General features: G+C 66.8%; 25 protein-coding genes. 10 read left to right on the forward strand and 15 right to left on the reverse strand.

The genetic code is table 11. The annotated features are described in order from the left end of the window. Positions 1-38: 38 nt before the first annotated feature. Positions 39-509: a DUF7144 family membrane protein gene (locus ACWF99_RS30530; protein ID WP_378629633.1), complete on the forward strand. Its 471-nt coding sequence runs from the start codon at positions 39-41 to the stop codon at positions 507-509. On the opposite strand, the gene ACWF99_RS30535 is transcribed toward ACWF99_RS30530, so the two are convergent. Next, on the reverse strand, positions 467-1072 hold the full coding sequence (locus ACWF99_RS30535) for a TetR/AcrR family transcriptional regulator (protein ID WP_378629632.1): 606 nt from the start codon (positions 1070-1072) through the stop codon (positions 467-469). The two genes, ACWF99_RS30530 and ACWF99_RS30535, sit on opposite strands and share 43 nt — an antisense overlap. Positions 1073-1215: 143 nt before the next feature. Between ACWF99_RS30535 and ACWF99_RS30540 the strand changes: the two genes are divergently transcribed. Further along, positions 1216-1992, forward strand: coding sequence for an SDR family NAD(P)-dependent oxidoreductase (locus ACWF99_RS30540; RefSeq protein WP_452538072.1), 777 nt, complete (start codon positions 1216-1218; stop codon positions 1990-1992). 15 nt (positions 1993-2007) lie between these two features. Here the strand turns inward: ACWF99_RS30540 and ACWF99_RS30545 are convergent, their stop codons facing one another. From ACWF99_RS30545 to ACWF99_RS30565, 5 genes are all read right to left on the reverse strand, one after another. Beyond that, positions 2008-2406 carry a nuclear transport factor 2 family protein gene (locus ACWF99_RS30545; RefSeq protein ID WP_452538073.1) on the reverse strand — a complete coding sequence of 133 codons (399 nt, stop codon included), beginning with the start codon at positions 2404-2406 and terminating at the stop codon, positions 2008-2010. Positions 2407-2516: 110 nt separating this feature from the next. Next, complete coding sequence (locus tag ACWF99_RS30550; protein ID WP_452538074.1) at positions 2517-4322, reverse strand: alkyl/aryl-sulfatase; 1806 nt, start codon at positions 4320-4322, stop codon at positions 2517-2519. 193 nt (positions 4323-4515) lie between these two features. Beyond that, entirely contained in the window at positions 4516-5091 is a 576-nt protein-coding gene (locus ACWF99_RS30555) for a TerD family protein (protein WP_067457219.1), read from the reverse strand. 79 nt (positions 5092-5170) lie between these two features. Further along, positions 5171-7126: a hypothetical protein gene (locus tag ACWF99_RS30560; protein WP_378663888.1), complete on the reverse strand. Its 1956-nt coding sequence runs from the start codon at positions 7124-7126 to the stop codon at positions 5171-5173. Positions 7127-7215: 89 nt separating this feature from the next. Then, positions 7216-8256 carry an ATP-grasp domain-containing protein gene (locus ACWF99_RS30565; protein ID WP_378629625.1) on the reverse strand — a complete coding sequence of 347 codons (1041 nt, stop codon included), beginning with the start codon at positions 8254-8256 and terminating at the stop codon, positions 7216-7218. Between the two features lie 386 nt (positions 8257-8642). On the opposite strand from ACWF99_RS30565, the gene ACWF99_RS30570 reads away from it, so the two are divergent. The 4 genes from ACWF99_RS30570 (at position 8643) to ACWF99_RS30585 (ending at position 10584) form a co-directional block, all read left to right on the forward strand. Then, entirely contained in the window at positions 8643-8921 is a 279-nt protein-coding gene (locus ACWF99_RS30570) for a hypothetical protein (RefSeq protein ID WP_378629624.1), read from the forward strand. Between the two features lie 54 nt (positions 8922-8975). Then, complete coding sequence (locus ACWF99_RS30575; protein ID WP_378629622.1) at positions 8976-9557, forward strand: TerD family protein; 582 nt, start codon at positions 8976-8978, stop codon at positions 9555-9557. Between the two features lie 156 nt (positions 9558-9713). Next, positions 9714-10043 carry a hypothetical protein gene (locus ACWF99_RS30580; protein ID WP_378639262.1) on the forward strand — a complete coding sequence of 110 codons (330 nt, stop codon included), beginning with the start codon at positions 9714-9716 and terminating at the stop codon, positions 10041-10043. Positions 10044-10071: 28 nt separating this feature from the next. After that, positions 10072-10584 (forward strand): DUF1990 family protein, encoded by a 513-nt coding sequence (locus ACWF99_RS30585; protein WP_452538075.1) that lies wholly within the window; start codon positions 10072-10074, stop codon positions 10582-10584. Here ACWF99_RS30585 and ACWF99_RS30590 read toward each other — a convergent pair. Next, on the reverse strand, positions 10581-11618 hold the full coding sequence (locus ACWF99_RS30590) for a beta-ketoacyl-ACP synthase III (RefSeq protein ID WP_378639267.1): 1038 nt from the start codon (positions 11616-11618) through the stop codon (positions 10581-10583). The two genes, ACWF99_RS30585 and ACWF99_RS30590, sit on opposite strands and share 4 nt — an antisense overlap. 89 nt (positions 11619-11707) lie before the next feature. On the opposite strand from ACWF99_RS30590, the gene ACWF99_RS30595 reads away from it, so the two are divergent. Continuing rightward, positions 11708-12289, forward strand: coding sequence for a TetR/AcrR family transcriptional regulator (locus ACWF99_RS30595; protein ID WP_378663813.1), 582 nt, complete (start codon positions 11708-11710; stop codon positions 12287-12289). A 6-nt stretch (positions 12290-12295) separates the two neighbouring features. Here ACWF99_RS30595 and ACWF99_RS30600 read toward each other — a convergent pair whose 3' ends face one another. Next, positions 12296-13198, reverse strand: a complete 903-nt coding sequence (locus tag ACWF99_RS30600; protein ID WP_452538076.1) for an alpha/beta hydrolase fold domain-containing protein — start codon at positions 13196-13198, stop codon at positions 12296-12298. 100 nt (positions 13199-13298) lie between these two features. After that, positions 13299-13841, reverse strand: a complete 543-nt coding sequence (locus tag ACWF99_RS30605) for a YaeQ family protein (protein ID WP_378639275.1) — start codon at positions 13839-13841, stop codon at positions 13299-13301. An 86-nt stretch (positions 13842-13927) separates the two neighbouring features. Between ACWF99_RS30605 and ACWF99_RS30610 the strand changes: the two genes are divergently transcribed. Continuing rightward, positions 13928-14359, forward strand: a complete 432-nt coding sequence (locus tag ACWF99_RS30610) for a hypothetical protein (protein ID WP_452538077.1) — start codon at positions 13928-13930, stop codon at positions 14357-14359. A gap of 30 nt (positions 14360-14389) precedes the next feature. Here the strand turns inward: ACWF99_RS30610 and ACWF99_RS30615 are convergent, their stop codons facing one another. The 5 genes from ACWF99_RS30615 to ACWF99_RS30635 form a co-directional block, all read right to left on the reverse strand. Beyond that, positions 14390-14728 (reverse strand): MmcQ/YjbR family DNA-binding protein, encoded by a 339-nt coding sequence (locus ACWF99_RS30615; RefSeq protein WP_378639280.1) that lies wholly within the window; start codon positions 14726-14728, stop codon positions 14390-14392. A 54-nt stretch (positions 14729-14782) separates the two neighbouring features. Beyond that, on the reverse strand, positions 14783-15667 hold the full coding sequence (locus ACWF99_RS30620; RefSeq protein WP_378663827.1) for a metal ABC transporter permease: 885 nt from the start codon (positions 15665-15667) through the stop codon (positions 14783-14785). Continuing rightward, the gene (locus tag ACWF99_RS30625) at positions 15664-16398 is read right to left on the reverse strand and encodes a metal ABC transporter ATP-binding protein (protein ID WP_358116468.1); all 735 of its coding nucleotides are present in this window, start codon (positions 16396-16398) and stop codon (positions 15664-15666) included. Before ACWF99_RS30625 ends, ACWF99_RS30620 begins: the two co-directional genes overlap by 4 nt. Then, entirely contained in the window at positions 16395-17267 is an 873-nt protein-coding gene (locus tag ACWF99_RS30630) for a metal ABC transporter substrate-binding protein (RefSeq protein WP_452538078.1), read from the reverse strand. The genes ACWF99_RS30625 and ACWF99_RS30630 overlap by 4 nt, the downstream gene beginning before the upstream one ends. A 133-nt stretch (positions 17268-17400) precedes the next feature. Then, the gene (locus ACWF99_RS30635; protein WP_378639288.1) at positions 17401-17775 is read right to left on the reverse strand and encodes a cupin domain-containing protein; all 375 of its coding nucleotides are present in this window, start codon (positions 17773-17775) and stop codon (positions 17401-17403) included. 80 nt (positions 17776-17855) lie between these two features. Here ACWF99_RS30635 and ACWF99_RS30640 point away from each other — a divergent pair, with 80 nt between their 5' ends. Beyond that, on the forward strand, positions 17856-18296 hold the full coding sequence (locus ACWF99_RS30640) for a MarR family winged helix-turn-helix transcriptional regulator (RefSeq protein ID WP_378639291.1): 441 nt from the start codon (positions 17856-17858) through the stop codon (positions 18294-18296). 212 nt (positions 18297-18508) lie between these two features. After that, entirely contained in the window at positions 18509-18739 is a 231-nt protein-coding gene (locus ACWF99_RS30645) for a hypothetical protein (RefSeq protein WP_378639293.1), read from the forward strand. 47 nt (positions 18740-18786) lie between these two features. On the opposite strand, the gene ACWF99_RS30650 is transcribed toward ACWF99_RS30645, so the two are convergent. Then, positions 18787-20211, reverse strand: a complete 1425-nt coding sequence (locus ACWF99_RS30650; RefSeq protein ID WP_452538079.1) for an amidase — start codon at positions 20209-20211, stop codon at positions 18787-18789. Positions 20212-20248: the final 37 nt, after the last annotated feature.

The following is a 20248-nucleotide window of genomic DNA, read 5'->3' on the forward strand; positions in this document are numbered from 1 at the left end:
GATCCGGATCGTCCCCGACAGCCCCTACCGTCGAATCCATGACGATCACCTCGCACCCCGTCCGCCAGGGTCTCGCGGCAGGCATCACCATGCTCGCGGCGATCATGCTCCTGGTGGCAGGCACGCTGAGCATCCTGCGCGGTATCGCCGGCGTCACCAAGGACGAGCTATTCCTGATCCCGAGCGAATACAGCTACGAGCTCGACGTCAGCAGCTGGGGCTGGATCCACCTGGCGCTGGGGGTATTCCTCGTGGCGGTGGCCATCGGCATGATGCTGACCGCGACCTGGGCCCGGATCTTCGCCTACTGCCTGGCCGTCCTGTCGATCATCGCCAATTTCCTGTCGCTGCCGTACTACCCGTGGTGGTCGGTGATCATCATCGTCATCGACCTCATCGTCATCTGGGCCGTCTCCACCTGGAACCCCCGACCGAGCCTGAGCGTCATCGACGTGCGTGAGACGGCTTATCCCGCAATCGGGTCGGTGGTCAGTCCAGGGAGTAGGTAGCGACGGAGGTAGCGCAGCACCGCGGCGTTGTCGTCGACGTCGACGGTTTCACCGGGGACGGTCCCGAGGCTGATCAGTACACGCGCAACCCATTCGGCGACCTCGGTGCGGTCGTGGCCGGGATGGATCTCGCCGCGCGCGAGGGCCGCTTCGACGTAGGGCAGCCAGAAGTCGGCCAGATCGGGGACGAGGCCCGAAACGCCGGCACCGGTGCACAGCGCGAATTCGTCGGGTTCGTCGCGCCGCAGACGCATGATCAGCGCACCGGGGGCGTCGTAGGCTCCCCGGCCGATGCGCACGCCTGCCGCGAGTTGTTCGCCGAAGGTGCCGAGAACATCGAGTTCGGCGCGGGACCCGGTCCACAGCGCGTCGTTGAGCCGAACGATCGCGGCGCCGAGCAGCGCGGTCTTGTCGGGGAAGTGCCGGTAGAGCCAGGCGCGCGACACCCCCGCTTCCTCGGCGATCTCGATCATCGTCGTGGATCGAATCCCTTTGCGGGCCAGCATCTTCTGGGCCGCATCGATCAGCCTGTCCCCGACGGTCACCGCCTGCGTTTCGACCACGTGGCCCACCTCCCGAACGGCTGATCAGTCCTGGTACGGACGAATCCTACCAACGGAGTAGACATCTTCGAGAATGTGTCTACGATCGCTGGACAGTTTCCAGAATCTGTCTACTGGGCAGGTCCGCAGCCGCGAGGAGCACCATGACCACAGACCAGCGCACCGCCATCGTGATCGGTGGCGCGTCGGGCATCGGCCTGGCCACCGCGCACGCCCTCACCGCCGACGGTTTCCGGGTGATCGTCGCCGACGTCAACGACAGTGCGGCCGCCGAGGCCGCGACAGCCATCGGCGGGTCCGCCTCCAGCATCCGGATGGACGTCACCGACGAAGCGTCCGTCGCGGCCGGATTCGCGGACCTCGACGACGTGCACGCCGTGGTCAGCTGCGCGGGCCTGTCGATGACCGGCCCGATCACCGACCTCGAGCTCGCGAACTGGCAGCTCACCCTCGACGTCTGCCTGACCGGAACCTTTCTCGTGCTCAAGCACGCGGCCCGCCGCATCGCCGACGGCGGCAGCATCACCTGCATCGCCTCGCTCAACGGACGCCAGCCCGGCACCGGAATGGCCGCGTACTGCGCCGCGAAGGCAGGCGTGCTGATGCTGGTGGAGGTCGCGGCGCTGGAGCTGGCCGATCGCCGGGTCCGCGTGAACGCCATCTCCCCCGGCCTCGTCGACACTCCCCTGGTTGCCGGCATCGCCTTCGTCCCCGGCCTGACCGAGGACTACCTGGAGAACGCCCCGCTCGGCCGCAGCGGCCGTCCCGAGGAGATCGCCGACATGGCCGCCTTCCTCGCTTCGGACAAGGCCACCTGGATGACCGGCTCGACCATCGATCTCAACGGCGGCGCGCACCTGCGCAGATACCCCGACGTCCTCGGCCACGTCCGAGCCCTCATGGCCACCCCGCCCGCCTGATCTCCCGCGCGAACACTACTTCTTGGTGGCGGTGATCTGGGTCAGCAGACAGCGCCACCGGCCGTCGGTGTGGATGAAGGCGTCGGTGGTCCATTCGTCGGCGTCGAATCGAATGCCTTGGTAATGGGCGGTATTGGTGACCCGGGTGCTCAGGAGGGCGAGTTCGCCGTGGTAGCGGATTCGGGGCTCACCGACGCGCTCCATCGCCGAGTGCGTGAGATCGCCCGACCGGACGAAGGCCAGGAACTGTTCGGCGGTGGTTATGCCGTTCTCGGAGACCATGATCCACTCGTCGGCCATGTAGGAACCGATTTGGTCCGCGTCGTTGGCGACGATCGCCACCTGCCACTGGTCGAGAACGGCCAGGAGCTGGTCAGCTTCCGCGCGTCCGGGGGAAGTTCGTGTTGTTGCCATGCAGCAACGCTATGACCGAGAGCTCTCGGCAGTCTTGGACGAATGGAACGCACACCTCTGACCGGCGATGCGGCCGCGCCCGGGGCCGGCGCGGCCGCATCGCCGCACGGTTACGGTGTCACGACCGCGAAGTTCGGGTCGGGGGTGTCCAGGAGGCCGAACAGCCGCTGGAGGACGCCGGGGTCGCCGGTGTGGTCGATCCCGTCCAGGCCCTTGCCGGCGAGGATGCCGAGCAGTTGTGGCTTGGTGAGAGTGAGGGTGAGGTCGATGTCGGCCTTGGACCGTGGGTCCGGTGTCTGGATGAGAACACCATTGGACAGGGTGAGACGCACGACGGAGTCCTGGTCGGTGAAATGCCATTCGATCCGGAACGAATCCTGCGCCGCGCGTGGGCCGTTCACCCGGATGGCGATCGAGTCGAACAGCTGCTCCACCGACAGTGCCGCCGCCATCCCGCCGCCGAGGTCGAGCTCGGTCCGTTGGATTCCGTGCCGCAATTCGTTGTCGCCGGTGAGGTAGAAGCAGCGCCAGGTGGCGTTCTCCGCACCGAAGCCGAGTGTTCGATAGGTCTGGGCGAGGGCGTCTTTCGCGGCTTCGTTGTCCGGTTCGGCGAACACGGCGTGGGTGAGCAGCTCAGCGGCGAAGCGCAGATCGCCCGAGTCGGCGTAGGCACGTCCCTTCTCGATCACCGCGTCGATGCCGCCGATGGTCTCGACGTACCGGACCGCTTTCGCCGTACGCGGGTGCTCCCAGAGCGAGGTCGGGTTCCCGTCGAACCAGCCGAGATAGCGTTGGTAGACCGCCTTGACGTTGTGGCTCACCGACCCGTAATAGCCACGGGCGCTCCACGCGTCGGCCAGGTTCGGCGACAACTCGAACTGTTCGGCGATCTCCGGGCCGTTGAGTCCCTCGTTCATCATCCGCAGGGTCTGGTCGTGCAGGTACATGTACAGGTCGCGCTGCAGCGCCAGGAATTCCATGATGTTCTCCGCACCCCAGGTGGGCCAGTGGTGCGAGGCGAACGCGACGTCGGCGTCGACGGCGAACATCTCGATCGCCTCGTCGATGTAGCGCGACCAGATCCGCGGATCGCGCACCTGGGCGCCGCGCAGGGTCAGCAGGTTGTGCAGATTGTGGGTCGCGTTCTCAGCGAGACAGAGTGCGCGGTGGCGGGGGAAATAGAAGTTCATCTCCGCGGGCGCTTCGGTGCCCGGCGTCATCTGGAAGACGATCGGGACCCCGTCGACGGTCTCCTGCTGGCCGGTGTGGGTGATGTCGACGGTCGGCGGGATCAGGCCGAACGTGCCATGGGAGGCCTGAATGCCCAGCCCGGTGCCGCACTGGCCTTCGGGTCCGGGCGTCATCCCCATGCCGTACATATAGGTGCCGCGTCGCGTCATCGCGACACCCGCGTAGACGTTCTCCGACACGGCCTCCGCCATGAAACCGGCGGGCGCGAGAATCGGCACGTCACCACGACCGTCGGGCAGCACGCCGTCGACACCGCCGAAGTGGTCGCCGTGGGAGTGGGTATAGATGACACCGGTGACGGGCCGATCGCCGCGCTCCTCGCGATACAACGCCAACCCGGCCGCCGCGCACTCGGCCGAGATGAGCGGATCGATCACGATGATGCCCGTATCGCCCTCGACGATCGTCATATTGGAGATGTCGAAACCACGGATCTGATAAATGCCGTCCACGACCTCGAACAGCCCGTTCTTCACACAGAGCTGGGCCTGCCGGAACAGACTCGGGTTGATCGTTTCCGGACACGGCCCGTCGAGGAACCCGTACCCACTGGTGTCGAAAACGACCGTGCCGTCGGCCTCGGCGATCCGCATGGGCGTCAAGGTCTTGATGAACCCGCGATCAGCATTCTCGAAATCGGTGCGATCGTCGTAGTCCAGTGCCATCGCGAATCAGCTCCTCAGCTCGGTCGACGCGTCGACTCGATGCTCGCTGTCAGCGGTACCCACCGCCTCACCCACCACGGGTGAATTGGGCCGGTCGGGTGACATCGCACCGCGGAAGCCGGACGCTGAGAAGCCGGCTGGTCAGCTGCGTATCTTCCCGGCCTTCGGGAATGTCCGCAGCTGACCGGCCCCGCTACAGGTTGACGCCGAAATCGCGGGCGATGCCTTCCAGGCCGGAGGCGTAGCCCTGGCCGGTGGCGCGGAACTTCCACTCGGCGCCGTTGCGGTACAGCTCGCCGAAGACCATGGCGGTTTCGGTGGACGCGTCCTCGGAGAGGTCGTAGCGCGCCAGTTCCTCGCCGTTGCTGCGGTCGAGGACGCGGATGTAGGCGTTGCGCACCTGGCCGAAGGACTGGTTGCGGGTGGCGGCGTCGTAGATCGAGACCGGGAACACGATGGAGTCGATCGTGGCCGGGGTGTTGGCCAGGTCGACGTTGATCGTCTCGTCGTCACCGTCGCCGGCGCCGGTGGTGTTGTCGCCCGCGTGCTCGATCGCGCCCTCGGGCGACTTCAGGTTGTTGAAGAAGACGAAGTGCCCGCTCGACACCACCTTCTTGTCGGCGCCGAGGCCGATGGCGCTGGCGTCGAGGTCGAAGTCGGTGCCGGTGGTGGTCCGCAGATCCCAGCCGAGGCCGACCGCGACGGCGGTGAGGTTCGGCGCCGCCTTGGTCAGTGAGACATTGCCGCCCTTGGACAAGCTGACACCCATATCGAATCCCCTTGCTCATCGCGGCACGAAGCGCGCCGACGCCCACACCCTAGCGTTCGACTCTGAACGTTTGCTGTGATCAATCCTGTTCGGCCGCACCCGTTTCCACGGGCATGCGGTCGGCACCCCAACTGCGCCGCAGATAGCCGATCACCCGGTCCAGCTCCGCGCGCTCGACGGCGGCCAGCTCACCCGGCTCGAGCGGATCGAAATGGAAGATGTAGAGCCGCGAGGCGAATTGCTCGAAGGGCAGCGACGCTTCACCGAAACGCTCACCGTGCCCGGCTGTTCCGACGACGACCCCGTCGCCCCAGTCCTGGCCGCTGTCGTTGTTCGGGTTGTAGAAGTACACCCGCATCACATCCTGCGGGTCGAGGCTGACGCGCAGCACGGTGATCGCGTGCCAGCCGACGAAGCGGGCCGCGCTGTCGGTGACGGCGATACCGGCGGGCTGCGGGTGGATCACCGGCTGGTTGCCGTTGTAGAAGGGGTGGTACCCGGCGTAGAAGTGGCGCAGGAATTCGTCGAGGTCGGTCAGCTGCCCGGTGGCCACGTCGACATTGATCCGGAAGCCGCGTCCGGACCACCAGCCGTGGAATTCCGGGTTGATCCAGCGGTGCGGATCGCCGTCGCGGCCGATACAGCGCCGTCCCATCTCCGCGTAGATCCGGTCCAGGTGCGGTACCACCAGCAGCGATACCGGGTCCAGATCCAGTTGCAGCGCGGTCGATTCCGTGTCACCGGTCTCGCGCGAGGAGATCGGCTGTCCTTCGAAGTGCATGACGATCTCGTCGTCGCGCGCGGCCCACACCAGCGTCTGCAGCAGATAGTCAGGGTCGTTGTAGGCCCACATCGACAGTGCCCGCGCCGATTGGCAGGTGGGGTTGTCGCCCTGCCCGATTCCCAGCGGCAGGCCGAGAACCGACAGCATCCCCGACAGCAACCACGCCCGCGGTTCCGGCGTCGGCCCGAACACCTGGGTCAGCCGCCGACGCGAGTGCGGCGAAAGCCGCAGTGCCAGTTGACGCCACAGCGCGGGCGCGACCGGCGGCTGATAGAGGATGCCGCGTTCGAGCAGCAAGGTGAGTCCGTACACGCACTGCGCCGTTTCGACGTGGACGGCCTGCTCGATGAGGGTGTGGACGAGTTCGTGATAGCAGAGCAGGCTGTCGCGGCCGGTGCTGGACAGACCCATCGCCTCGCCGAGCAGGTACGCACCCTTGGTGAGCAGAAAACGCAGCAGCACAGCGTGATACGGCGAGACCAGCCCGGTGTCGTGCATGGACCGCGCGAATCCCGTTGCCTCGTACTGCAACGCACTGTCGTCCATCGATTCCAGCCGCGCGCGGTAGACCTCGACCCCGGGGTCTTCCCTGCACCCCTCGGTGGTCCCGTAGAGGCTGCTGATCAGCCGGTCGGCGCCCAGACCGCTGGCGCCGAGATCCACGTCGGGATTCGCCCGGGCCACGGCGATCTGGGTGATCATCCGCTTGACCCCGTCGACCTGGATCGGCCGTTGCCGCAGGATGCGCCAGATCTCGTCGACCAGGTTCTCGAGCACCTTCTCGTACCCGACCTCGGCGACGAGATAGTGCAGCAGCTCGCGCGAGACCTGCGCCATCCGCCCCTGCTGTTCCCGCTCGGCCTCGGTGGGCGGGGAGAACAGCAGCGACAGATTCACCGCGAGTACCTGCGACAGATGATCAGCGGCCTGTTCGGCCGAAACCAGCGCGTGCCGATATTCGCCCTTGGCCACCGCGAGCAATCGCAGATCACTCACCGCCTCCAACACCATGGTGTCGGCGTTGGCGCTGCGCAACGCACCGGTACTCAGCGCCGGGATGAGGATCTGCGGTTGTGCCCAATCCGTGCCGAGGAACAGGCCCGCGGTCTCCAGCTTCTCGGCGCGTTCGCGCACCGCGGCGCAACCGCCGGGCAGCAGAAGCACCCGCCGCAGGGAGTCCATGACCCTGGGCAGCTTGACCTGCTTGCCGAAATCGCCTGCGTCCGCGAGGGACTGTGTGGCGTGGTCCATCGTGGCGAGGCGCCGGTCCAGGCTCGTCCCGTCGTGGCCGTCCGGACTCAATCGCCGATCCCTTCGCCCACCGTTGCCATGGCAACGGATCAGATATAGAAGTCGAGCTCTTCTTGTCGCTTCAACAGATCCCGCAGAGTGTACGGGTCCTCACCGAAGAAATAGAGCAGACCCCAGTGATTACCGAATGCGGTTCGTTTGGTGACCTTTTCGGCCTGCGGCGCGGTGAGCTCGTGCGTCTCGAAGTAATCGTGATCCTCGGTCTCGGGCGGCACCGACAGCCGGCTGACCACACGTCGCCGCGGATACACGCCGAAGCACCCCGCATGGCCGGTGGCATCCACCACTTCCTTCGGGAAGAACGCGTCGATCTCCTCGTCGGTGGTCTTCGGGTCGAACGCCAGCACCAGTGCGTGGTAGGCGTTGAAACCGTAGGTCCGTTCCAGTAGTTCGAACACCTTGAAACCCGGTGGCCGGTAAGCGACCTCGCCGAAATACATTTCCCCGTCGCTGGTGACGAAGTACTCGGGATGGATGAAGCCGAACTCGATGTCGAAAGTCTTGATCAGCTTTTCGACCTGCCGGGTGATCTCGGGCCGATATTTCTCGAGTTCCGGCGTCGCGGGGACGAACACCGAGTATCCGAGCGTCACGTACTCCGAGATGTTCAGGAAGCAGATGCGGCCGTTGTGGACCCAGGCCTCGACCGCGAACTCCCAGCCGTCCAGGTGTGATTCCATCAGCATCGGGAACTCGTCGTCGGGGATGGAGTCCACCTCGTCGGGGGTCCGGATGATCCGGTGACCGAGGCAGCCCGCCTTGTCGAACGCCTTGAGGTGAATCGGATCGTTGGGATCACCGTCGAGTTTCAGCAGGGTTTGATTGACCCGCTTCAGGAATCGGATCACGTCATCGCGTTCGTGCGCCTCTTCGAAGATTCCGACCCGGATACCGCCGAGCTGCGCGCGCCGCTTCATCAACGACTTGTCACGCAGCAGCATCGACTGCCCGAGCAGGCGAGGATTGTCGAGCAGGACGGAGTTGATCGCCCCGGCCCATTCCACCGTCTCCTCGAAGATCGGAATGGCGACGTCGACCCCCTTTTTCTTCAGGGTCTCGGCGATCTCCATCGAACGATCGTTGAGCCGCTCGAAATCCCAGGGAATATAGGGTATGTCGTGCTCCGTGCAATAACTTTCCGCCCATTCGGGCGCAACTACGATATAGCGGCGGTCGAACCGGTCAACCGCCTCGACCGCATTCAAACTCCAGCCCAGCAGGGCTACATAACCTTTGTTCGGGTTTCGACTTTTCGATTCGTCAGCTGAAATCGACAAACCTTATCCCTTCTCGAACTCCACAGCCCGGAAACCGGGACGCTGAAATGAATCCCTGCAGGGCTGCCATTTTCATGGAGTACCCGGCCCCTGCTCGATCAACCATGACGAAGCTGTGACCGAGGGCTTGTGACCGGGCGTGACCAGCACCCACCCCGCGGCGGGACTACGCTCAGGCAATGCCCGGTCCAGAGACCCTTCCGCCGCCACGCAACGGTGTCGGCCTCGCGTCGTTGGTGCTCGGCATCATCGCCTGCGCGGTCTCGTTCATTCCCGTCGTCAGCGAGTTCGTCGCCGCCCCAGCCGGTATCGGCGCCGTGGCCGCCGCGTTCATCGGCTGGGAACGGATCGAGAACGGTGTGGCCACCAATCGCGCCGACACGATCGCGGGCGGCATCCTCGGCGCGATCGCGCTGGCGGTCACGGCCCTCGTCTACCTCGCGACCCACTCCGGCTGACGAGCGTATTCCGTCGTCATGCACGGGGCGGGCGAAGTCCGTAGCCTGAAAATCGTGATTACTCTCAAGAAGGAAGACGGCGCGGCCGATCTCGCCGGTATCACCAAAATGAGCGTGGGGGTGAGCTGGGATCCGTCGGCGGGTTCCAGCGGTGGAATTCTCGGAATGGCCCGGCGCAAGCGCGGTGTCGACCTCGACCTGATCGCCGTGCTGTTCCAGGGCGCTGAGCCGGTGCGATTCGCCGGCCTGGATTCGCTCGACCCGCTCGGCAACGGATCGGTGCTGCACACCGGCGACGAGCAGACCGGTGCGGCCGCGGGCGACGACGAGACCGTGCACGTCACGTTCGCCAATGTTCCCCCCGCGATCGACTCCATCGTCTTCGTGGCCGTCGCGTTCAAGAAGGGCAGTTCCTTCGAGAAGGCGAACAACGTCTCGTTCAAGATCTACGACGCCACCGGCGGCGATACCCAGCCTGTCGCCGATATCTGGCCGTCACTGCTCGGTGCGGAGAACGCCAACGCGATCGCGCGGACCTTCCGCAACGGTCCGGTGTGGCAGCTGGAGGTCCTCGACCGCAAGGGCAAGATCAAGCAGGGCGATCGCCAGGCGTTGCTGCGCTTCGCGATCGGCTGACATCGCGACGGCGGGGCCCGGCGCGCGGTGCGCCGGGCTCCGCCGCGGCGCGGGGAACAGACCTCGCACTTTCACGCATTTGCGACATCAGCGAAGTTCGTCAAGACCACGCGATTTAGGTGTTCCCTGAATAGTTGCTGCGCTACGGTTTTCCGCATGGACGACATCGAGTTGGATTTGCCGAGCGTCGCTACTTCCCACAACGCCGGACGAATTCTGGAAATCGGCGCGGTCGGTCTGCGCAACCCCCTGCCCGTCGACGGAGAACAGACCCACGCCTATGTGTGCTGCGTCGACGGCACCACCCTGCAGCTCCCGGATTCGCTGCAGAACTGGGCCATGCAAACCCTCGCCGCGAACTTCGACCTACGCGCGACCGGCCTACCCTCACTGTTCCCCTGCCGCTTCGAATTCGGCATCCGCGACGGCGCGGCCTACGCCGTACCGGTCACCCAGCGGTCGCTGCGCGAGAAGGCGAACGCGTGACGACCTGAGCAACGCCTATCGTCACACCATGGACCAGGGACTCACCTACACCCCAGCCGGCGCGACCAGCCCCGCCGACGATCTGTGGACCAGCGAATTTCCCGGCTTCCGCCGGTTCGACACCACCGTGGTGATCGGGCACGGCGAGCCTCGATGGACGGCCGCGTCCGAATCCGTGCTGCGGTGGGGTATCAAGCGCCGCAGCGGTTTCAGAGTTGCCCCCGATGCCACGGTGTCGACGGACGCGGAGTACCGGATCAGCGCGGGATGCGGACCTGTCTCCGTCCACGAACCGGTTCGCGTAGTCGCCGTTATCGACACCGAGAACCGGTGCGGCTTCGCCTACGGCACCCTGCCCGGTCATCCGGTCAGCGGCGAGGAAGCCTTCGTCGTGCACCGGGATTCGACCGGCACCGTCTCGCTGACTCTGCGTTCACTGACGAGACCGGCACCGGCCGGACCATGGCGCTCCCTCTTCCCGGCACTTCTCGTCGCACAGCGCCTCTACCGTCGGCGATACCTGCGCGCGCTGGTGGACTAGGCGATCGGCGGCAGGTGAACGACCTGGCCCGCGTAGGCCAGACCGGCGCCGAAGCCGAGTAGCAGCGCGGTGTCGCCGGCGTCGGCGGCGCCGGAGCGCAGGAGCTGTTCCATGGCCATCGGGATGGAGGCGGCGCTGGTGTTGCCGGTTTCGATGATGTCGCGCGCGACGGCGACGGTGTCGGGCAGGCCGAGGGTGCGGACCAGCGCGTCGGTGATGCGGATATTGGCCTGGTGCGGAACGAACGCGTCGAGGTCGTCGGCCGTGAGACCCGCGTGGTCGAGCGCGTCACGACAGGCCTTCTCCAAGAACGTGACGGCCCAGCGGAAGACCTCGGTGCCGTTCATCCGGATGTAGGGACGTTGTGAAGTGCCTCCGCTGGCCTCTGCCGCGGCCACTTCGGCGAAGTACTCCAGAAAGTCCTTGTCCTGCTTGATCGCCGACGTGCGCGCGCCATCCGATCCCCACGCGACCGGGCCGATGCCCTCCTGCTCGGCCGGCCCGACGACGACCGCACCGGCACCGTCGGCGAAGATGAACGCGCACCCGCGATCGGTGGTGTCGAGCAGATCCGACAACCGCTCCACGCCGATCACCAGCACCTGCCGCGCCTGACCCGAGCGCACCAGATTCGCCGCATCGGCCAACGCGTAGCAGAAGCCCGCGCAGCCCGCGGAGATATCGAACGCGGCGGTGTCGTGCATACCGAGTTCGGTCGCCACCACCGCGCCCGCCGACGGACCGAGCACCATCTGCGACGACGTCGCCAGCACCACCGCGTCGATCTGCTCGGCGCTCACCCCGGACGCCGTGAGCGCGTCCCGAGCAGCCGCGACACTCATCGAGACGATCGTCTCGTCGGGCTCGGCCCAGTGCCGGGCGGCGATCCCGGAACGTGTCTTGATCCACTCGTCCGAGGACTCGATCGCGTCGACGATCTCGGAGTTGGGCACAACACGGCGCGGGCGGTACACGCCGAGGCCGAGAATTCCCGCGTGGGTGACCGGAACCGCGGTGGCAATGGGGGTGGGCATGACATCCTCTCCATATGAACCGATCGGTTCACGTAGGAATAGGTCTAACATGAACCGATCGGTTCAATCAAGGGGTAGGAGAAGATCGGATGGCCGCCGGACCACGCGCCCGACTCATCGAGCACACGATCAGCACCGTCCAGGAACACGGCGTGCACGCGTCCTCCCTCAGCGAACTACTCGAGCGCAGCAGAACCTCACGCAACTCGCTGTACCAGCACTTCCCTTCCGGGAAGGGCGAATTGGTGCAGACAGCGGCACGGATCGTGGCACGCCTGGTGTACTCGCATGTGAGTGCCATGGCGGACGCCCTGCAGACCGCGCCATCGGCCCAGCAGTGGCTCACCGACCTGCTCGCGTTCTGGCGCGCCCCGCTGGAGAAGTCCGACTACACCGCGGGCTCGTTCATGATGGCGGCCGCTCTCGACGAACTCGACCCCGCCGTCCAGTCCATCGCGGGCCAGGCGTTCGCCGAATGGACCGCCCGGCTCGCCGACGGGATCGTCGCCACCGGGATCGAGCGGTCGACCGCGGTGTCGCTGGCCGGATTCCTGCTCACCACCATCGAGGGCACGATCGTGCACAGCCGCGCGCTCAAGTCGGCGCATCCGTTCGACCAGGCGGTCACTCAGCTGACGATCCTGTTCAAGGTGCACCTGACCGAGCGGTGAGCCGTCTCACGAGATGCTGTGTGCCGCATCGAGTTCGGCGCGCAGCGTGGCGATGATCCGGCGGCGGGCGACCGCCCCTTCGCGACTGGGCGTCAGCGGGTAGACGTGCACGAGTCCGGGTTCTTCCTGATAGTCGAGGTCGACGCCCGCCGCGCGTGCCTTCGCCGCCAGCAGGCGGGCGTCGGGGTTCAGGATGTCGTCGGTGCCGGTGAACACGGTGATCGGACCCAGCCCGCCGAAGTCGCCGAACAGGGGGCTGACAAGGGGGTCCTTCATCGAGAGTTCGCCGCTCCACATCCGGCCGAACACCAGCCCACCGTCGCGACCCAGCCACGGGTCACGCAGCAGAACCGCGTCGATCTCGGGATTCTCGAGAGTGAGGTCGAGCGCGGGCGAGATCAGCAGCGTGCGGGGCACGATATGGCCCGCGTCGCGCAGGTGCAGCGCGGTGGACAGCGCGATCTGACCGCCCGCGGAGTCGCCGGCGAGGAAGGTCGGACCGTAGCGCTCGTCGGCCGCGGTGACCAGTTCGGCGAAGCGGGGAATCACCTCCGCCGCGGTGCCGAACGGAATCAGCGGATAGATCGGGACCGTCACGACGAGATGCGTCTGGGCGGCGATCCTGGCCGCGAGTTGCCAATGTTGCGAAGCGATCTCGCCCACCCACCCGCCACCGTGCGCGTACACGAGGCCGCCGCGAGAGATCCCGTCCGACGGAGTCAGCGTGTAGATCGGCCAGCCGCGGTCGTGCTCCACCGAGACCTCGACACCACGGAGTTTGCGTGGCGGACCGTAGGCGAGGGGCCGCAGACCGCGCTCGCGCACGTGCGCAGCGGCCAGCTCGGCATCGACGTAATTCCGGTTGCGCCGGGTGACCCGCAGGAATCCCGGAATCACGAACCGACTCATCACACCGGGCACCGCGACCTCCACTCGACGACGAGACCGGTGCGGTCCAAGCGCTCGGGCCGAGCGTCACCGGTGCCAGCCAAGCTACTCCGTGCCGGCCTCAGCCGAGGGGCTGCTCGGTGACATCGGTGCGCAAGCTGGTGCCGTTGAGGTCCAGATAGAGCACGCCCTCGGTGACCGAGAGGGTGGCGGTATTGCGACGGTCGACCAGCCCCGCGGCCTCATCGATGAACGCGCGATCGAAACTGACCAGCGGAATCTGCGCCGCGTTGTGAATCTTCTTGCCCGCGTACTGCGCGAGCACCTTCGCCGGGTCGCGGTGGGTGTAGACCACAGCCCGACCAGCGAGTTTGCTCCCGCGGTGAATACGGTCCGCGTCGGGCGCGCCGACCTCGATCCACGCGGTCGTCCGGCCGGTCATGTCCCGAACCTGTACCGCGGGCTCATCGGTGGCCGAGATCCCGCCGTCGCTGAACACGATCCCCTCCTCGTACTGCAAGCAGTAGGCGAGGATCCGGGTGATCATGTACTCGGCTGTCTCCGACGGGTGCCGGGCAACCCGCAACTCGAGATCCTCGTACACCCCCCGATCCACATCGGCGAGCTGAACGGCGAAGTTGTGCAGTGTTGCGCTGAGTGCCATAGGAGCTCCGACCCTACCGGGCCGCGACGTCGCCTAGTCGCGAGCACCCGGTTGCACTGACCGGTCCGGACCGCCAGCATCTCTACATGAGAATCACTCACGTTTCGGCTCTGGCCGCCGTTTTCCTCGCACTCGGCACGGCAACCGTTGCGGCAGAACCGAATGCGGCCGACTCGCCCCGCCAGGCCATCGCCCGCGCCTACCTCGACGCCCTGGTCTCCCACGACGCGAGCGCGGTCCCCTTCGCCCCCGACGCCACCCGTGTCGAGGCCGGCCTCCACACGGGCTACTCGGGCCCGCAACTGAGCGCCGACTTGGAGCACGGCCTCCAGTACCGCGTGATCCAAGGCATTCGCGACCTGACCATGTCCGAGTCCGGCGACACGGTCACCACCCACTACCTCCTCGACGCCGGAGTGGCCGATATCCGCCTGACCACCGTGGAGATCACCGAGACCTTCGTCATCCCGGTGGACGCCATCCAGACGATCGAGGCCACGATCACGCCGGTGCTGTAACGACCTCGCGGCCGACGAGCTCTCTCGCGCTCACTGGTCCGCGTCCAGCAAGGCCCGCGGGGCTGCCTGACGCCACGAGTCGGTGACTATGGCTTCCAGTTCCTCGCGATCGTCGAGTGCCGCCAGTCGGACGCGGACCCAGGGGTTACCGGACTCGTGCGAGGCGATCCAGAATTTGCCGGGTTCGGCGAGGACCAGTTCGTCGCGGTCGAGAATCGGGCAGCGGACCGCCATCGAGGTCTCGTCCTCGGGCAGGGTGAGGAACAGCTTGCCCGCGACCTTGAAAATCGGCATGCCCCAAGCGAAGTGCTCTGCCGTCTGCGGCAGTGACAGCACGAAGGCGCGGACGTCCTCCCCGGTGACATTCATGCCCACATCCTGACACCACACACCGACACGATCGGATCCATCGCCGCGGGACCGCTAGTCGACGGCACCGAGGGTGGCGACGGTCTTCCGGGCGCGGGAGGCGGTGATCCGGCGGCCGATCACGCCGTGGCGGGGGGCGAAGAGGTAGACGAAGGTGAAGGCGATGCCCTGGGTCACCACGACCATGCCGCCGGCGGCGGTGTCGAGGTGGTAGCTGATGTAGAGGCCGGTGACCGCGCACAGCACCGAGATGGTGGGGGCGATGACGAGCATGCGGGAGAAGCGGTCGGTCAGGAGATAGGCGGTGGCGCCGGGGATGATCAGCATGGCCACCACCAGCACCACGCCGACCGCTTGCAGCGCGACCACCGAGGTCAGGGCCAGCAGGGCCAGCAGGGCGGTGCCGAGGACGCGAGGGTTGAGGCCGATGGCGTGGGCGTGGGTGGCGTCGAAGGCGTAGAGGGTGAAGTCACGGCGTTTGAGGACCAGGGCGACCAGGACGATGGCGGCCAGGATCATGATCTGGATCATCTCGCCGCGGCTCACGCCGAGCAGGTTGCCGAAGACGATGTGGTTCAGGTCGGTCTGGCTCGGCGTCACCGACACCAGCACCAAACCGAACGCGAACAGGGTGGTGAACACGATGCCGATGGCGGCGTCTTCCTTCACCCGGCTCGTATCACGGACCACGCCGATCAACGCCACCGCGAGGAACCCGAAGATCACCGCGCCGACAGCGAACGGCCAGCCGACGATGTAGGCCAGCACCACACCGGGCAGCACGGCGTGCGACACCGCGTCACCCATCAGCGACCAGCCGATCAGCACCAGCCAGCACGACAGCACCGCACAGACCACGGCGGCGGTGACCGTGGTGGCCAGCGCGCGCACCATGAATTCGTAGCGCAGCGGGTCGATGAAGAATTCCTCGAGGCTCATCGGTCTCCGTCCACATCCAGGCCGAAGGCCTTGGCCAGGTTCTCCGGGCGCAACACCACATCGGGGTCGCCGTGCTCGAGCACCCGGCGGTTCAACAGCACTGCCTCGTCGGCCAATTGGGGCAACGCGTGCAGATCATGGGTGGACACCAGGATGGTGGCACCGTCGGCGGCGAGCTCACGCAACAGCGCGGTGATGGTCGCCTCGGAGCGCTTGTCGACACCGGCGAACGGCTCGTCGAGCAGCAGGATCGTGGCCTCCTGGGCGATGCCCCGCGCCACGAACGTGCGCTTCTTCTGACCACCCGACAGCTGCCCGATCTGCCGGTCGGCCAGGTCGGTGAGCTCGACGCGGGCCAGCGCCGCGTCGACGGCGGCGCGGTCGGCCTTGCTCGCCCGGCGGGTGAACCCCATTTTCCCGTAGCGCCCGGTCATCACCACATCGCGCACCGACAGCGGAAAACTCCAGTCCACATCCTCGGACTGCGGCACGTAACCGAGACTGCCCGCCTTGCGCGCGGCGGCCGGGGGGCGGCCGTTGATCAGCACCCGGCCTCGATCGGGCGTGACCAGTCCCATCACGGTCTTGAACAGCGTCGATTTGCCCGAGCCGTTCATACCGATCAGCCCGCACACCCGGCCCGATTTCAGGGTCAGTTCGACAGTGTCGAGAGCGAGCACATCACCGTAGTGGACTGTCACGTCCTGGATTTCGACAACCGGTGCGGTCATTTCGAGACTCCGGCGAGTGCGGTCGCGATGGTCTTCGCGTCGTGGCGGATCAGGTCCAGGTAGGTCGGGACGGGTCCGTCGGCCTCGGAGAGCGAGTCGACATAGAGCACGCCGCCGAACCGTGAACCGGACGCCTCGACCACGCGTTGCATCGGCGCGTCCGACACCGTCGATTCACAGAACACGGCGGGCACGCCGCGCTGGCGAACGAAGTCGATGGTCGAGCCGATCTGCTGCGGGGTGGCCTGCTGTTCGGCGTTGACCGGCCAGATGTACTTCTCGGTCAGCCCCGCGTCGCGAGCCAGGTAGGAGAACGCGCCCTCGCAGGTGACCAGGGCGCGCTGGCCGGCGGGCAGGGTGTTCACCGCGGCGACGAGATCGTCGCGCACGGCGCCGAGCTGCGTCTTGTAGGCATCACCGTTGGCACGGTAGGCGTCGGCGTGTTCGGGGTCGAGATCGGTGAACGCGCGGACCATGTTGTCGACGTAGATCTGCGCGTTCACCGGCGACATCCAGGCGTGCGGATTGGGCTTGCCCCGGTAGGCGTCCTCGCTGATGTCCATCGGCGCCACCCCTTCGCTGACCACGGCGTGCGGCACATCGAGGTCGGCGACGAACTGGGTGAACCAGGCCTCGAGGTTCAGCCCGTTGTCCAGGATCAGATCAGCCTTGGCGGCCTTCTTGATATCGCCCGGCGTCGGCTCGTACCCATGGATCTCAGCCCCCACCTTGGTAATCGATTCGACCCGCAGATGCTCGCCTGCCACATTCCGCGCCATGTCGGCCAGGACCGTGAAGGTGGTGAGAACCACCTTCTTCCCGTCGTCATCGGAGGTGATCCCACCGCAGGCGGTCAGCGCGAACGCCATGACACTCAGAACACATGCCGCAAGTACCCGGCGGCGCGCCGGCGAACGGTAGAACCCAACCCTCATTCCGGAATTATATTGTTCGGGTACCCGAACTTTCAAGTTCTGGGCTTGAAACAGTCGCGAGGACGGCTCAGGATGCCCAGGGCGGGGTGAAGGTAGAGCCGTCGGGGAGCTCGGCCGCGAAGCCGACCCGCACAGTCACCAGCAGCCTGGCGATCTCGTCGGCCGAGTTCGCGAGGGCGATCATCGAACCGGCGGGCGCGACCGCCGCGTCACCGGGTTTCATCGGCGTGGATTCGCCGTCGATCGTCATCGTCACCTCGCCCGACAGCACAACGAACGCCTCCTCACCCAGGATGCGATGGGGTACGCCGACCGAATCTGCCCGAACCTCGGTCTGCCAGACGCATAGCTCGGCACTGCCGGTGCCGGGTCGGACGAGGGACGTGAAGCGGGCGTTGTGCACCTCGTGCACCTGCGCGTCCGCGGAACGGATCACCGGCATTCGAAACCTCCATAAGGTCAAGCGACTTGTCTATATAGTCAAGTAGATTGACTATTGTGTCAAGTGCCAGAATGACTGTCGTGCCCGCGAACGCAGACCTCCCCCTCCTGTTGCTCGCGGCAGCGGCCGAGGTAACCCAGGCGGTGCACGCCAGGGTCGCCGCGGCGGGATTCACCGACATCCGGCCGACGCACGGCTTCGCGTTCGTCCGCATGGCGCCCGACGGCGCCACGGTCGGGGAGATCGCCGACCACCTCGGCGTCAGCAAACAGGCAGCCAGCCAGCTGGTCGACGAGCTGGTCACCAAGGGCTACGCCGATCGCAATCCACACCCGCGCGATGCGCGCGCCCGCCTGATCACCCTCACCGAGCGCGGCTGGGCGTGCACGCGGGCCGCCGACGCCGCCCTCGCCGAGTTCACTCAGAACTGGTCGGACACCCTGGGCGCGACCACTCTCACCCAGGTCAGCAGGGCGCTGGGTCGTGTCGTCACCCCGGGGCGGGTCCGCCCGAGCTGGTGAACCGCCACCGCCGCCGTAACCAAATCTTGCAAACCGACGATGTGCATAACGGGTACCCAACAATCCGAAGAACTGGATTTTCAAAACCTGCGCGGTGTCACGGCGAGCGGCATACTCTCGGATCGAGCGGTGACGCGCCACCGCAGCACCCGGGCCGACGGTCCGGGTAGCGCACTCGTCACGTCACCGTTCGTCTCGATCCCGGAGGGTCAATGTCAGCCCTGGTCACCGTTCCCACAATCGACACCGTCACTCGGCACAAGTACGAGCGGCTGCAGTACACCGGTTCGGCCGGCGTGGTCGCCTCGCTCGAGGACGCCCGCCTCGTGGATCGCTGGCGCGCCGCCTACCCCGACTGGGACGGCGAGCACTGGGCGTTCGACGCGGGCACCGACAGCCCGGGGCGGCTGCGCCCGATCAATGTCGCGGCGCGCAACAACTGATCAACGCGGTGACGAGCGCCTGATCAGCGCGGTGCACACCACCCTGATCAGGCAGCACCCGCGGCAGCGGCCCGATCGACGATCCGCGGGAACGGGCTCGCCGCTTCCAGCTGGTAGGCCAGGTCGAGCAGCGTCCGCTCGTCACCACGGCGCGCGGCCAGCTGGACCGATCCGGGCAGGCCGCTGGGCACCAGACCGTGCGGCAGCGAAATGCCAGGTCCCCCACCGACATTGTTGAGCGGGGTGAAGCCGACGTAGTCGGCGAGCTTGGCGAACAGCGCGTCGAACGGCTGGCCGGGCGCGAGCTCGCCGATGCGCGGCGCGGGATGCGAGAGCACCGGGGTGAGTAGCACGTCGACCTCGGCGAAATGCCGGTCGTAGGCCGCGACTCCCCCGCGCAACCGCCACGTCGACGCGGCCACCGCGAGCGGATTGCGCTTGGCCAGCCCGATCAGACCGGTGGTGAACGGGTCGAGCTTGCGCGCATCGAAGTACCCGCGGTGCCCCAGCCGGAACGACAGCGCCATCGCCGCGGCCATCACCGCCCAGTACTGCTTGAAGTCCTCGACGAAGCGCGGATCCACATCCAGCCGCATCTCGACGATCTCGTGGCCGAGGCCCCCGAGTACCTTCGCCGCCGAGGCCAGGACCGCGCCGTTGTCGGCGTGCACCGGCCGGCCGAGGACATCGGCGGTGATCAGGCCGATCCGCCACCGTCGCGCACTCGGCCCCTCGACCAGACCAACCGGGGGCAGCGCCGGATTCGCACCGAATCGTTCCACGGCGGCCAGGTAGTGCGCGGTGTCGCGGACCGAGCGGGTGACCACACCCTCGGCGACCAGATGCACCGGCAGTTTGCGGGCACCGGGCTGGTCGAGCAGGCGGTTGCGGGTGGTTTTCAGGCCGACGAGACCGTTGGCCGCGGCGGGAATGCGGATCGAGCCGCCACCGTCGTTGGCATGCGCGATCGGCACCACCCCGGCCGCCACGAGCGCCGCCGAACCGCCCGAGGAGGCGCCCGCCGAGTACTCCGGATTCCACGGATTGCGGGTCGGCGCGCGATCGGTGAATTCGGTACTCGCGGTGAGCCCGAATTCCGGCAGCGTCGATTTACCGAGCACGATCACGCCCGAGTGCAGGAACTGCGCGCCGGGACCGCTGGTGACCGTGGCCGGACGCGGCGTGAACGCGGCCGAGCCGTGGCAGCTGGGCAGCCCCGCGATGTCGGTGTTGTCCTTCACGAACGCGGGCACCCCGGCGAACACCCCCGCGGTCTCGGGCGTCGACGCCGCGCGATCGAAACACGTCATCTGCACCGCGTCCAGCCTCGGGTCGACCCGCCGCGTCCTGGCGACAGCGGCCTCGAGAACCTCCGACCGGCTCACCTCCCCCGCGCGCAACGCCGCGGCGACACCGACCGCGTCCAGCGTTCCCAGGGCATCGTCGGTGAATCCGTGCACGGCAGAGCTCATATCCGCAGCGTAATGCGAGGAGTCGGCCCTTTGCAGC

The organism is Nocardia sp. NPDC055002 (assembly GCF_053608825.1).